Below are 14,096 nucleotides of genomic sequence, written 5' to 3' on the forward strand. Positions count from 1 at the left end.
TTTATGACAAAAGACGTGGACAAGCTTCTAAATTTAGCTATACCGCATATACATTAGAAGGTGCCACGTCTTTTACCACGCATTAACGGGCAGTAAGACCCCACCTCAAAATTCAGAGAAAGCAAGGAAGTTTGTTGGTGGATCAACTGTCCATAAAAGCCCGACTGATTAAAGTTTCACTTTATCCTGAATCTACATTGTATATGTAGACAAGCGTGCGTTTCAAATTTTCATGTTAAAAAGAAATATGTTTTGGAATTTCCCCTTCAGGTACTTCTCCATCCATACTTAAATAATAATGACGAATCGGATGTAAATCATCGTCTAATTCATAAACAAGTGGTATGCTCGTTGGAATATTTAATGAAACAACACCATCGCTTGAAAGGTTATCTAAGTATTTCACTAGCGAACGAATCGTATTACCATGCGATGAAATAATTACCTTTTCACCATTTTTTAATGATGGCGCAATTTCTGAATGCCAATAATCAAGTACTCTTTTCTCCGTATCCACTAAACATTCTGTCAATGGAAACTCACCTTTTTTAAGTGCTTTATATCTTGGATCATTCATTTCATATCTAGGATCATCCTCAGTAAGAGCAGGTGGTCTTACATCAATACTTCTTCTCCAAATATGAACTTGCTCCTCACCATATTTTTTCGCAGTTTCATCTTTATTCAATCCTTGCAATGCACCATAATGTCTTTCGTTTAGCTTCCAAGATTTATGTACTGGGACCCAGGCAAGATCCATCTCATGAAGTACAATCCATAACGTCCGAATTGCTCGTTTTAATACAGATGTATAAGCAACATCAAAAGTATATCCGTTTTTCTTTAATATTGCTCCTGCTTCTCTCGCTTCACTTAATCCATTCTCTGATAAATCTACATCTGTCCATCCAGTAAAGCGATTTTCAAGATTCCATAAACTTTGTCCGTGACGAATAAGTACAAGTTTTATCATAATAATTCCCCTCTCGGAAATGTGAATTTTATTGTTCCATTGCGTACACGTATAAAGTATCTAGTAATGCATCTTTTTATCCATCCACTCTATGACCAATCCATAGTTGCCAAATGTATGGATAAAATTTGTTCTTTTTCAAACTATAAAACAGATATATTTCGTATTATTTTTGATCGATTGCAACTTCCCGTTTTGATATCCAAGCATCAAAACCTGATCGGCTATTTGCCATCTCATTCATAACTTGATGCCAATTTTCTTCACACGATTCACCAAATTTTGAAAAAATGGCACCCATTTGTTGTCTTTGTACATCGCTCAGTTTTTTCTCTAACTCGGCACCTTTTTCTGTTAAAGATAACTGTTTCACACGGCGGTCATGTATAGCTTCATTACTCTCAATTAAACCCTTTTCCACAAGTTGACGTAGTGGTCCGTGAAGAGCTTGTTTACTTATCTCTAATAGTGATAATAATTCATTTACACTTATTCCTGGAAAACGTGCGATAAAAAATAAAATTCGGTGATGTACTCTTTGTATGCCATACTCTTTTATAATTTCATCTGGCTTTTCAGTAAATGTTTTATATGCAAAGTAAAATAGTGCTAATGCTTCATTCATCTGTTCTTCTTTATGTTGTGTCATCTACTTTCCCCCTGTATGTAAATTATACCACAATCCAGTAATCAATATTTTAATGAACGCATTGGAACTTCTTTAGTCTATTGAAATATTCATTGCACAATTAGGAGATGATTCACTTGAAAATGCAATATACTGTAAGTACATATTTACTAGACCGACTAAGCGAATTAGGAATTGAACATATTTTCGGTGTCCCTGGTGATTATAATTTGGCTTTTTTAGATGATGTACTAGCACATGAAAAGCTAAAGTGAATTGGCAATTGTAATGAATTAAATGCTGCATATGCAGCAGATGGATACGCTCGCATAAACGGAATCGCAGCTCTTATTACCACTTTCGGCGTTGGAGAATTAAGCGCCCTAAACGGAGTTGCTGGCTCCTATGCAGAAAACGTACCAGTTATAAAAATCACAGGTACACCAACAACAAAAGTAATGGAAAATGGAGCACTCGTTCATCATACGTTAGGTGATGGAAAGTTCGATCATTTTTCCAATATGTATCGAGAAATTACTGTGGCACAAACAAATGTAACAGCTGAGCATGCTGCTGAGGAAATTGATCGTGTATTACGTGCATGTTGGAATGAAAAACGTCCTGTTCATATTAATTTGCCAATTGATGTGTATAATAAGCCAATTAATAGACCTACAGAACCAATTTTACATAAACCGATTTTAAGTAATAAAGAAGCGCTGGATAAAATGCTTCTACATGCAACTTCAAAAATAAACAGTGCCAAAAAACCTGTTATTTTAGCTGATTTTGAAGTGAATCGTTTTCATGCGGAAGAATATTTACTTCAATTCGTAGAAAAAACTGGGTTTCCTATCGCAACGTTAAGTATGGGTAAAGGAATATTCCCTGAAAAACACCCACAATTTATAGGGATTTATACTGGTGATGTTAGTTCTCCATACTTACGAAAAAGAATTGATGAATCTGACTGTATTATTAGTGTTGGTGTGAAATTAACTGATACTATTACCGGCAGCTTTACACAAGGTTTTACGAAGGAGCAAGTGATAGAAATCCATCCCTTTACTGTGAAAATTATTGATAAAAAATACGGACCAGTTATAATGCAGGATGTTTTGCAACATTTGAGTGATTCAATAGAACATCGCAGCGAGGAAGTTCTTGAAATTAAGCCTTTTATTTCTGAATCATCTTTATTTACCGAAGAGTTCATTCCAAAAGCACAAATCGTTACGCAAAAACGATTTTGGCAACAAATGTATCATTTTTTAAAAGAAAACGATGTCTTAATTGCAGAACAAGGAACACCTTTCTTTGGTAGTTCCGCTATCCCTTTACCAAACAACACTACATATGTAGCACAACCATTATGGGGATCGATCGGTCATACATTACCTGCTCTACTTGGTACACAGCTCGCTAATTTATCGCGGCGTAACATTTTAATTATTGGTGATGGTTCTTTCCAATTAACTGTTCAAGAGTTATCGACTATACTACGTCAAAATTTAAAACCGATAATATTTTTAATCAATAACAATGGATATACTGTTGAACGTGCGATTCACGGTCAAAATCAACCGTATAATGACATACAAATGTGGGATTACACTAAACTAGCAAACATATTCGGAACAGAAGAAAAAAGCCAAACATTTAAAGTAGAAAATGAAATAGAGTTAGTAGAAGTCTTAACTAAAATAAGTTTTAATAAGAATCAACTTATCTTTATTGAAGTTATAATGAGCCAAGGGGATCAACCTGAATTGTTAGCTAAACTGGGGAAAAGATTCGGCCAGCAAAATTCTTAAAATGAAAAGCGTAACTATAAATAGGTTACGCTTTTCTTTTCAAATCTTTACTCAGCAAGCGTTAACTGCCAAGACACACCATACTTATCATTTAACCAACCAAATTTTTTACTAAATGGATAGGCACCTAAAGGCATAAGAATTGCTCCATCTTGTGCTAACTTATTAAAAACAGTTTCAATTTCTTCTTCCGTTTCACAAGTTACATAAAGTGACATAGCTGGAGTGAATGTAAACTCATGCTTTACATAACTATCAATACACATAAACTCTTGGCCATTTAGCGTAAAAGTTGCATGAATTACAGTTCCCTCTTTACCAGGTCCATTTTCATCGTAGCGAGAGATACTTACAATTTCTGATTGATCAAATAGTGATGTGTAAAAATTCATCGCTTCTTCAGCTTTTCCCTCAAACATTAAAAACGTAGTAATTTTTTGATTTGTGTTACTCATATAGCGACAGCTCCTTGTTATGTATTTATGAAAAATATACATCGGCCAACAAAACCGAACATACATTCTATCAAGTATATTTTCTATAAAAACGATGAGTTTGTCAATTATCTACTTTCTTATTTCTTCTTACATAATGCTGTCCAAAGAAATGATTCTCCAAACATTGTATTTGGTTGTTCAATTCGCTTCATCTTTCTAATTTCAATCACTTCAAATCCCTTAAATATCTCTCTTAATTTTTCTTCCGAATAAGCAAGACCACCTTGTAGACTCCATCCTCTATATACGTCCCAATCCGTTATTTCTGATCCATTTCGCTCATCTAAATCGCCTGCTGCAAAACATGTTAATCCAAAATAACCACCCGATTTTAATGAGTTTTTAATTAAATTCACATAATTTATTCTTCTATGCGGTGGAATATGATGTAAACAGCCCGAATCGTATACAAAATCAAATTCATTTTGACCCTCTAAATTAAAAATTGAATCACAAATAAATTCAATTTTTACCCCTTTTGCTAATGCCCTTTCTTTCGCCCAATTAATCCCTTCTATAGATAAATCCACTGCTGTTACATCAAATCCTTCATTTGCTAGATAAATTGCGTTTCTACCCGGACCACATCCAAGTTCTAGTACTTTTCCTTTTGAAACCCACTTTTTTTGTATATATGAAACTAAGTTTTCATCTGGAACATTTTCAAAAAACGGAACATCTTTTTCTCTATTCGCATAAAATTCATTCCAAAATGGTTCTGCCGGTCTTAATAATGAATCAAGCATTTTAATAATATCTTCTTGTGTGTGCAACGTTTCATTTTTCATTTGTATCCCTCCAAAACTTAATAGTCAGAAAATTATTATATATCTTTTTGAACTTTCAGACAAAGAAAAACCCCTACATTCAATAGGAGTTTTTATCTTTAAAATCCAAGTACAGTTAACCATTTTAACAACTTCTCTTCTCGTGCTTTTAAATCATCGTTCCTAAGCTTACCTAACTGTATTTCACTAACAATTTCTCCGTCCACCATAAAAAGAACTCTTTCTGTTTTCGCTGCTACCTTTACATCATGAGTCACTAACATAACTGTAGTCCCATCACGGTTAATATTTAATAATATTTGCATTACTTCTTCTGTTGATTTTAAATTTAGAGCACCAGTTGGCTCATCTGCAAAAATAATATTCGGATTATTGATGAGTGCTCTACATATAGAGACCCTTTGTAATTGGCCTCCAGATGCTTCGGTTATATAATGAGACGCTATATCACTTATCTCCATTTTCTCCATTAGCTCCAGAGCACGCTTATTTACTATTTTCTTACTCTCACGTTTCGCTAAATAAGCGGACAAAATAATATTATCAAATAAATTCAAATTTCTAAGAAGATTGCTCTGCTGAAAAATAAATCCTATTTCAGTAAGGCGCAATGCGGCTAACGCTTCTTCTTTCATACATGATATTTCTTTCCTATCAACTTTCACACTTCCTGATGATATTTGATCCATTCCACTAATCGTATATAGTAACGTCGATTTCCCAGAACCCGAAGGCCCCATGACCGATACAAACTCTCCCTCATAAATCTCTAAATCTATATTTTTTAGCACATGATAAGTTGCATTTCCATCTATGGAATATTTTTTGTTTAATTGTTTAACTTCTAAAATTTTGTTCAAGTTACACACCCCCTACTCTCCATTTGGCTTTACATCGTTTGTCTGTTTCATAGTAAAACTACTGAAAAGTGTTGTTGCTGTCACAGATATAAATAATATAGCTGGACATATTACATAAGAAACGATAGGATTCACGACAAACTTTATATGAGCTGCTCCCATAAATGAGCCCAACCAACTTACTAACATCTCACCAAACGTAGCAGCTATAAATGTCCCTGTCACAATGCCTAATAATACAATGACAATAGAGCGTGTTATATACTGTATACGAATATCTTTGCTAGAAAAACCAATACTTTTCATTATTAATATTTGGGAGGAGTCTTTTGCCAATAACATTTTAAAAAACATTGCAGTAATTAAAACTGATATCAATATCGCAATCAAAATTGCCACTTGAGTTACGAGTCTTAATTGTTTAATTGTCTCTCCTAAAGTTTGCATTAAATAATCATCCGTATCTGTTATTTTTGCTGAATGAAAATTGTGTTTATACTCCTTCACTTTTTCTTGCAAATCCTCAGTAGGCTTCAAATCTACATTTACTACATACCATAATATATTTTCATTATTATAAGAAAAACTCGCTTTAGCTGTTTTCCCACCATTCGTTACATCTTGATACATACCACTAATAGTTAGCGTTTTCTCTTTCCCATCTACAAATAAAATGATTTTATCCCCTACATTCTTTTTTAATTCATTTGCGTTCATATAAGAAAGAGCAATTTCATTTTCAGTTTTTGGTGCCATACCTTGAATATAGTCTAATGGAAATTTAGTGAAATCTCCCACTTCTACATTTAAGTTTTCATGTGTACCATCAGCGTTTACCATTTTAAATGTACTCGTTACAAATGCTGCATATTTTTCTACTTCTGCATCATTTCGCAAATATGAAATAACATCCTTAAATCGTTTCTCTATATTTTCAGATTGCTGTAAATCTATTCGAATATCACTTTTTCCTGTTCCCATATAATTTACAAACTTCGGTGACTGAATCGTATATAAAAAGTTAACTGGTACAACAATCATGAGTACGGCTATTATGAAAACGATACTTAATACGCGATATAACTTAAATCTTTTTATAACATCTTGTATACCAATAAATATATTTACATTTTTAAATTTAGATCGATTGAGTGAAAAGGAGTTTCTAATCTTTCTTTTCCCTAGTTTATCTCTTGATCGTAAAGCATCTATTGCTGTAATCTCCCTAAAACTCCGCAAAATGATACGACAGAACAGGATAACGACTAAAAATAACAATGTTGTGATTATTAATGGCACAACATTGTGTAAAATACTTTTATCTGCCGCCCCCATATAAAGAGTGATATTAGAAGTGAATATCTTTGTAACAAATAGTGAAAGTATATATCCACATATACATCCACCAGCTGAAATAACAACATATTTTGTTACATATAGTTTTTGAATATCTTTACTTGTAATGCCGATAGCTTTCATAACACCAATTTCCCGATAATCTTCTTCCATCGAAGTAATGATCGTAAATCTAATACATAACATTGCGATTAACATTAATAATGCACTTATTATGATAAGTACGGCGGCTATTATTCCATCTGTTAATGAATTGAGTGTTTTAAAGAGTGCATACGTAATAGAGGGACCTTTTTGGGGTAAGTTCGATGACTGGTATAAATTTTCAAATTCATTTATTTTATCTACGTCTGTTAGCTGGAATTCAATAAGATATTCGCTTTCTCCAAAATTTCTTTTTATTCTTTCGAAATCTTCATTGCTTATTACAAACCGTTTTGAACTAACAATTGATGGATTCATTTGAACATCACGAACAAATGCTGAAATAGTAAATTCTAGTTCATTATTATTTTTAACAACCCATATTTTATCTCCCATACGCAAATTATATTTTTGCATATAATAAATGGGTATACCTATTTCCCCTTTCCTAACATCGACCACTTTATTATTTAAATCTAATAAAAAATCAAACTTACTATTTTGCTTAACGAAACTAATGTCCATTACACTATTATGTTCTGCGTGATTTTTCTTTTTAATAAAAATGTTAGATCCATTTATTTGAACCATCTCAGCCGTTTGCTGTTCTTTTACAAAAGGAGTTTTTGCTACAAATGAATCAATTGACTTTTGGTTTATTTCTCCGGCATGCATTTGTACGAAGTGAGGTGCGCTTGATACTTTAAACAATTGATCCATTGAGTTCAATAGTTGTAAAACGCTACTTGAGGCACTAGCCATTAAAAGACTCGATAGCATGATAAACATAAATAAAATGGTAATTATCATTTTTTTTTGAGAGAAATCGCTTTTTAATATTCTCCTAATCATATGAAGCTAGTTCCCTTCATTCGATAATATTTTCTTCGTCACAACCGCTATTAATATCATTATGAAACTAATAGCTAATATAGGTAAATAAATTTTCATACTAAATTCTTCAAACATAAAACCATAAACAACTTGCCCAATCGGTGCCATACATTGAGATACAGCTGTTATAATTGCCATTACTTTTCCTAAGTTTTCATTTGGTGTTTTCTTTTGAACTACAGTAATCACATAGATGGATACAATCGTCATGATCATTGCAATTAGAATAGAAGAAAGTATAAAGAGGATAAATGGTGGGTAGTTTCCTAAATTAAGAATAAATGGCGTAACTGATAGTGACATTGGTATTACTAATAAAGCTATTAAAATCATCCAGTAATACAATGTTTTCATCTGTAGCTTTTTCGCAAAAAAACTTATTGATAACGCACCTAAAATAGTTGCAAAATCGATCAATCCCATTCCGATTCCATATAACGTGTGGCTACTTTCCATTGTTACTCGTAGAATAATTGGAGCACCAACAACAAATAGCGGTGTTAGTATTAAATTTAGTAATGCGGCTAAAAGCATAGATTTCAAAATAAATGGTTGTTTTAAAACGTATACAAAGCCATCTTTCATATCCTTTACAATTGTCGGTATGATATGACTTTCTTGCGCTCTTTTTATAAAAGGTATTTTAATAAACATTTCTAAAATCGCAGATAAAAAGAAAGCAAGACAGCTTATTATTACGAGCATTTTCAAACCAATTATGCCGTACCATATTCCTCCTAATACAGGAGCAACTATATTAGATAATGCTTGCACACCATTTACGATACCGTTCGCTTGTTCTAACTTTTTTTCTGGAACTAATTGCGGAATACTTGCCATTACAACTGGTGAGTACATTGCACCAATGACTGCTAGTAAAAACATAATTGTTCCAATCAATAAAATAGATACAGATCCAGTAAATAACAAAACTATAAAGCTTATTACAATCGCAGCGTTTATAAAATCAAAAATAACCATTACATTACGACGATTGAAACGATCTGCTATCGCTCCGCCGAGAGGGGCTAGCAAAAACGGAATACTCGTTACCGCATATAATCCTGCGAATATATCAGCACGCCCTGTTATATCTAATACATATAAAGATAGGGCAAAACGTAAAAGTGTTGAACCCAAAATAGTAATAATTTGCCCACTAACCATTAAATAAAAATCTTTCATCGAAGGTTGTATACTAATAGACATCATAATCACATCCTTCCTTTAATTTAGACCGACTGTCGGTCTATAATAAACAAACAGAAAAATATTATTTCTGTTTCATTAAAACCTCCATCATATAATTAAAGGATCCTTCTTTCGCCCCAACAGATACTTCCATCATTTTGATATAAGCTTTGGCTCTTCTCATCATTTCTTCCGGTTTCCATTGAAATAACCCATCATCAAATATGACTTGCGCTGAGGAAATTAATAATTCAATCGTTTCCTGCGGGTATAGAGTAGAAAATATACCTTCTTCAATTCCTTGCTCTAAAACTTTTGCTAATACAGGAGATAAATGAATAATGGATTGTACTAAACTTTTTTGATGCATTTCTGCATTATTTGGTTGATGAAATTGCTCAATCATTTTATCTTTTATATCTCCTGATTTTGGCGATTGCTCCATCAAAACTCGAAATAACTTTTCTAATACTGGGATATTTGGATTAGAGACGATTACTTTCGCTTTTGCAACATCTTCTTTAATAATCCTCATAATAATTTCATCCATTACTTCCTCTTTCGACTTAAAGTAATGATAAAACGTCCCCTTTGCTATCCCTATCTCTTTTAAAATGTCATTTACTGTTGTTTTCGTATAACCTTTCGTAATAAACAAACGTTCAGCAGTTTCTAAAATTTCCTTTCTACGCTCCTCATACTCCTTTACAATGCGCATTCACGTTCTCCTTCCCACTAGACCGACTGTCGGTCTAATTTAATTATATGTTTAGTGAGTAAAAAGTTTCCTACTATCGTACATATACAACAAACTACATTATATTTCCTTTATGTATTTTGAAAATCATTTTTCAATACGGTGAATGAAATTTTCGAAATTACTTCTTAGTATCGCTTATTCCTATATTGTTGTATAAAAACAAAAAAGAGCCGCAACGCTTTGCGGCTCTTTTAGAATAATAACTATTTAACGGCCACGTCTTTGCTGACCTTGTTTTGTACTACCTTTTTTATTACTTGGCTTATTAAATGATCGATTGTTATCATTTCTCGAACTATTTCTTGAATCACTTCTTGAGCTATTTCTCGAATCACGTCTTGATTCACTTCTTGAACCTTCACGGCTATCTCTTTGACGATATTGACCTGATTTCTTTGGAGCTGGCTTTGGTACCGGTTTTCCATTTTCATCTACACGTTTTATCTTCGGTTGTTCAATTATTTCTCTTTTCAGTGGTGCACCAAGCGTTTTTTCAATTTCTTCTAAATGTTTTTCATCTTTCGCTGCAACGAATGTAATTGCAAGACCTGATCCACCTGCACGTCCTGTTCGGCCAATGCGGTGAATATAACTTTCTACATCTTCAGGGATATCAAAGTTAAATACGTGCGTTACACCATCTACATCAAGTCCACGAGCTGCTACATCCGTTGCGATTAAGTACTGAATTTTAGCTTCGCGGAAACTCTTCATAACTCTTTCACGTTTCGCTTGAGGTATATCACCATGAAGTTCAGCACAATTATAACCTAGTCCTTTTAAATTATCATAAAGCTTACTTGCTCTAACCTTTGTACGACAGAAAATAACTGCTAAAAATGGCTGATCACGATCCATAACAAAACGAAGTGCATCTGGCTTTGCACGATCTGTCGTCTCAATGACACGCTGCTCAATTGTATCTACCGTTACTTCTTCACTTTGTACTTGAATCATTTGTGGCTCATCCATATAACGCTTCGCCAATTTTTTAATATCTTTTGGCATCGTTGCTGAGAATAACATCGTTTGTTTACTACCAGGTGTCTCATCTAAAATATCTTCAATATCATATAAGAAACCGAAATAAAGCATTTGATCTGCTTCATCTAGTACAATCGTTGAAATATTACTTAAATCAATTGTTTCACGTCGTATGTGATCTAATAATCGTCCTGGTGTTGCTACAACAATATGTGTATTACCTTTTAACTTTCTCAATTGTTGTGCTACATCTTGCCCACCATAAATCGCTAGTACATTAATATCTTCTCTTTGAACAAGCATTTTTTTAATTTCAGTTGTAATTTGCAGGGCTAGTTCCCTTGTTGGTGCAACAATTAAAGCCTGAACATCACTACACTCTGGATCGATTTTTTCTAAAATCGGTAACACGAATGCTAATGTTTTACCCGTTCCTGTTTTCGCTTGCCCAATAACATCTTTACCTGACATAATAACAGGAATTGCCTTCTCCTGAATCGGTGTTGCTTCTGTAATTCCATTTTCACGTAATGTATGATTAAAAGTTTCACTAATTCCTAATTCTAAAAATTTTTTCAAATAGACCACTTCTTTTCCTTATTTTTCACATTAGCTTCCATTGTACCATTTGTTTCGCCAAATATGAAAAATAAAAAAAATTCTTATCTTCTTTTTTTATATTCATCGTGTACTAGGTGGACAAATTCTTTTTGTTTTTTCTCGGAATTTATTAATGCTTCCATGTTAGTAGAAGACAAAATGAACCTTTTAATTTTTCTATTACTCCAAATTAGTCTTGTATACTTTGTATCTTCGTGCAACCTTCGAAACCACTCAAATTCGCTTAATTTGGCAATATGATGCTTTAATTTCATATCATTTCGAGGAAAAAATAAAATAATATCTGCAATTACATCAAACAATAAACTCATCTTCTCCCCTCCTATACATATATATTTCAATGTTACGGAAATATAGTTACAGGGTGATAAAATTGACTACTACATTCATAAAGACTTTTTGCATAATTTTCTTACTATATTTTCAATCCACCACAATTATTATGGCGAAATCTCAAACAGATGTAATCAGTGAATTCAAACATGCTTTACTCAAAAATGATAAAAAATTAATGAAGTCATATGTAACAGAAGGAGTTGAACTACCTACTTTCCAAACAAATAAAAAAATTCATGAAATTAAAATCGTACCCTCTCCCAAAGAAGATACTACAATTCTTCTTTCTTATTTCAAAGGCACTGATGATGTATTTACTATCGGTTTCATTTTAGAAATAGTAACAAAAAATAATAAAATATCTCGAATTCATCAAATTTATAATGGAACCAATCCATTTTTGAAAGAAGCTACTATTGTAAAAGAATATGAAATGAAGTGTAAGGAACATATACTTACTCCTACAAAATTCCCGTTCGAAATTCACGAATTTCAAGGGTACATCTATAACGATTACTTAGATCTCCAATACTACAATGAAGATATGAATGGGATTTTAAAAATCACTGTTTCACCAGTTCAAAACAAATTAGGCTTCTATGTACATAGGGGAGCTAAGTTCTACAGCTTAAAAAATAATATAAAAGCATTATATAATCCTCATTTTGATTCAGCATATGAACTTATCTTTCAGAAGAATGGTTTTCAATATACAATTGCAATTGGTAACAAACTATACATAAAAAGAAAATACAATGTTACTGATTTGATTCAAATTGCAGAAACTATGAATTAAAAAACTAGCTCCCCTCTAATGGAAAGCTAGTTTTTTAATTATTTTATAGTAAGTTTTCCTCCATGATAGCAATAATAGCTTGCTGCTTTAAGGTTTTTAATTCTCTTTAAAGATTCTTCCGCTTTTTCTATATCTAAGCAAAAATTCGGATTAGCTATTACTAATTCATTATTATCTTGAACGGCCGCATCCCCTGTAATTACACAATTTAAATTTGGAAAATATAATGAAATATGCCCCGAAGTATGTCCTGGGGTCGCTACTATTTGACATTCATCATTCAAAATCATTTGGCCATCATGTACTTTTTCATCGACGGAAATATGTCTTATATTTTTTAACTGTTGGATAAACCATTTTCCAAATTCTTTTTCTTCATTTGGCATACGTTCTAACATTTCTTCTGCTTGAACTAATCTCTCTGATTTTAAATCGCCATTAATATAGTTGGATTCAATTTCACTAGCAATAATATTAATGTGAGGATATTTCACTTTGAAATCATATAAAGCCCCTATATGATCGTCATCATAATGAGTAATAATTATATTTTTTAAGTTTTTCATCTCATACCCATGTTTTAATATTACATTTTCAATTAAAGGTAAAAAACTCGTATATCCTGTATCGACTAATGTTAATTCATTATGTACTATAATTAAACTTGGATAAATACATTGTCTTACCCCGTTAAATTCGAATTCAATTGGTAGTTCTATTATTTTCATTTTTCTTCCCCCATACTGCTTTTAAAATGCATAATAATAACTAAATCATCCACATACATTTTACAATATATATACTATGTAACAAAACACTGTGAGTCGTTACATAACCAACATTCTATTATTTTGAACAGGTAATTCCCTATTTTTATGGAATATACAATAAGAAAAACAATAAAATTGATTATTTCCCTACTTCTTTGTCTATCCTTTTAAAAAATCGATGTTTTTGTAAAAGGAGTGTTTATATGGAGAAACAGACACTTTGGAAAAAGTTCAAAAAAAGCTCTGTAAACCTCGGTAAATCCAGCGTATATGAAAGTATTATTTTATTCTACACAATGAAAAAGAAAGAATTACCTACTAAAGCGAAATTCATAATATTAGCCGCTTTATCTTATTACGTATTAACAATTGATTTCATTCCAGATATAGCTGCTATTATTGGGATCGGCTTATTAGATGATGTTTTAGCAATTGCTATAGCGCATAAATATGTGATGCGCCATGCGGATGCTGAAATTCGAGAGAAGAGCAAAGTAAAAATGGAGTCATTATTTACTTCAGCACAAGCATAATTAAACTATTTAGTCATTTACCTAGCTTTTTACTTTCAAAAAAGCTAACTTTAATTATTGATAGTTCTATTTAACCTTCACCATGAGATCATTACAGAATACATTCTTAATTTCTCTTAACTCTCGAGCCGTAAACAAATAGGGTGCCAGT

General features: G+C 32.4%; 13 protein-coding genes and 1 pseudogene. 3 read left to right on the forward strand and 11 right to left on the reverse strand.

What is annotated here, in order from left to right:
- Window positions 1-235: 235 nt before the first annotated feature.
- Both gpmA and ACUN28_RS17365 read right to left on the reverse strand, forming a co-directional pair.
- Entirely contained in the window at window positions 236-973 is a 738-nt protein-coding gene (gpmA, locus tag ACUN28_RS17360) for a 2,3-diphosphoglycerate-dependent phosphoglycerate mutase (RefSeq protein ID WP_016087852.1), read from the reverse strand.
- 166 nt (window positions 974-1,139) lie between these two features.
- Window positions 1,140-1,622, reverse strand: coding sequence for a MarR family winged helix-turn-helix transcriptional regulator (locus tag ACUN28_RS17365; protein ID WP_016087853.1), 483 nt, complete (start codon window positions 1,620-1,622; stop codon window positions 1,140-1,142).
- A gap of 107 nt (window positions 1,623-1,729) precedes the next feature.
- On the opposite strand from ACUN28_RS17365, the pseudogene ACUN28_RS17370 reads away from it, so the two are divergent.
- A pseudogene (locus ACUN28_RS17370) lies at window positions 1,730-3,415 on the forward strand (alpha-keto acid decarboxylase family protein).
- Window positions 3,416-3,462: 47 nt separating this feature from the next.
- Here the strand turns inward: ACUN28_RS17370 and ACUN28_RS17375 are convergent.
- The 8 genes from ACUN28_RS17375 to ACUN28_RS17410 form a co-directional block, all read right to left on the reverse strand.
- Complete coding sequence (locus ACUN28_RS17375) at window positions 3,463-3,870, reverse strand: VOC family protein (RefSeq protein ID WP_016087855.1); 408 nt, start codon at window positions 3,868-3,870, stop codon at window positions 3,463-3,465.
- Window positions 3,871-3,989: 119 nt separating this feature from the next.
- Window positions 3,990-4,700, reverse strand: coding sequence for a class I SAM-dependent methyltransferase (locus tag ACUN28_RS17380; protein WP_016087856.1), 711 nt, complete (start codon window positions 4,698-4,700; stop codon window positions 3,990-3,992).
- A gap of 98 nt (window positions 4,701-4,798) precedes the next feature.
- Window positions 4,799-5,560, reverse strand: a complete 762-nt coding sequence (locus ACUN28_RS17385) for an ABC transporter ATP-binding protein (protein WP_001033650.1) — start codon at window positions 5,558-5,560, stop codon at window positions 4,799-4,801.
- Window positions 5,561-5,572: 12 nt separating this feature from the next.
- On the reverse strand, window positions 5,573-7,912 hold the full coding sequence (locus ACUN28_RS17390) for an ABC transporter permease (protein WP_016087857.1): 2,340 nt from the start codon (window positions 7,910-7,912) through the stop codon (window positions 5,573-5,575).
- A 6-nt stretch (window positions 7,913-7,918) separates the two neighbouring features.
- Entirely contained in the window at window positions 7,919-9,166 is a 1,248-nt protein-coding gene (locus ACUN28_RS17395; RefSeq protein WP_016087858.1) for an MFS transporter, read from the reverse strand.
- A 61-nt stretch (window positions 9,167-9,227) separates the two neighbouring features.
- A complete protein-coding gene (locus tag ACUN28_RS17400; protein WP_016087859.1) occupies window positions 9,228-9,863 on the reverse strand; it encodes a TetR/AcrR family transcriptional regulator in 636 nt (211 codons plus the stop codon).
- 249 nt (window positions 9,864-10,112) lie between these two features.
- Window positions 10,113-11,477, reverse strand: a complete 1,365-nt coding sequence (locus ACUN28_RS17405) for a DEAD/DEAH box helicase (RefSeq protein ID WP_016087860.1) — start codon at window positions 11,475-11,477, stop codon at window positions 10,113-10,115.
- Between the two features lie 74 nt (window positions 11,478-11,551).
- Window positions 11,552-11,821 (reverse strand): hypothetical protein, encoded by a 270-nt coding sequence (locus ACUN28_RS17410; protein WP_016087861.1) that lies wholly within the window; start codon window positions 11,819-11,821, stop codon window positions 11,552-11,554.
- A 29-nt stretch (window positions 11,822-11,850) separates the two neighbouring features.
- On the opposite strand from ACUN28_RS17410, the gene ACUN28_RS17415 reads away from it, so the two are divergent.
- The gene (locus tag ACUN28_RS17415; protein ID WP_033660069.1) at window positions 11,851-12,642 is read left to right on the forward strand and encodes a hypothetical protein; all 792 of its coding nucleotides are present in this window, start codon (window positions 11,851-11,853) and stop codon (window positions 12,640-12,642) included.
- A 38-nt stretch (window positions 12,643-12,680) separates the two neighbouring features.
- Here the strand turns inward: ACUN28_RS17415 and ACUN28_RS17420 are convergent, their stop codons facing one another.
- Window positions 12,681-13,370 carry an MBL fold metallo-hydrolase gene (locus ACUN28_RS17420; protein WP_016087863.1) on the reverse strand — a complete coding sequence of 230 codons (690 nt, stop codon included), beginning with the start codon at window positions 13,368-13,370 and terminating at the stop codon, window positions 12,681-12,683.
- 245 nt (window positions 13,371-13,615) lie between these two features.
- Here ACUN28_RS17420 and ACUN28_RS17425 point away from each other — a divergent pair, with 245 nt between their 5' ends.
- A complete protein-coding gene (locus ACUN28_RS17425; RefSeq protein WP_000415085.1) occupies window positions 13,616-13,945 on the forward strand; it encodes a YkvA family protein in 330 nt (109 codons plus the stop codon).
- Window positions 13,946-14,096 lie beyond the last annotated feature (151 nt).

This window comes from Bacillus sp. WC2507 (assembly GCF_052656125.1).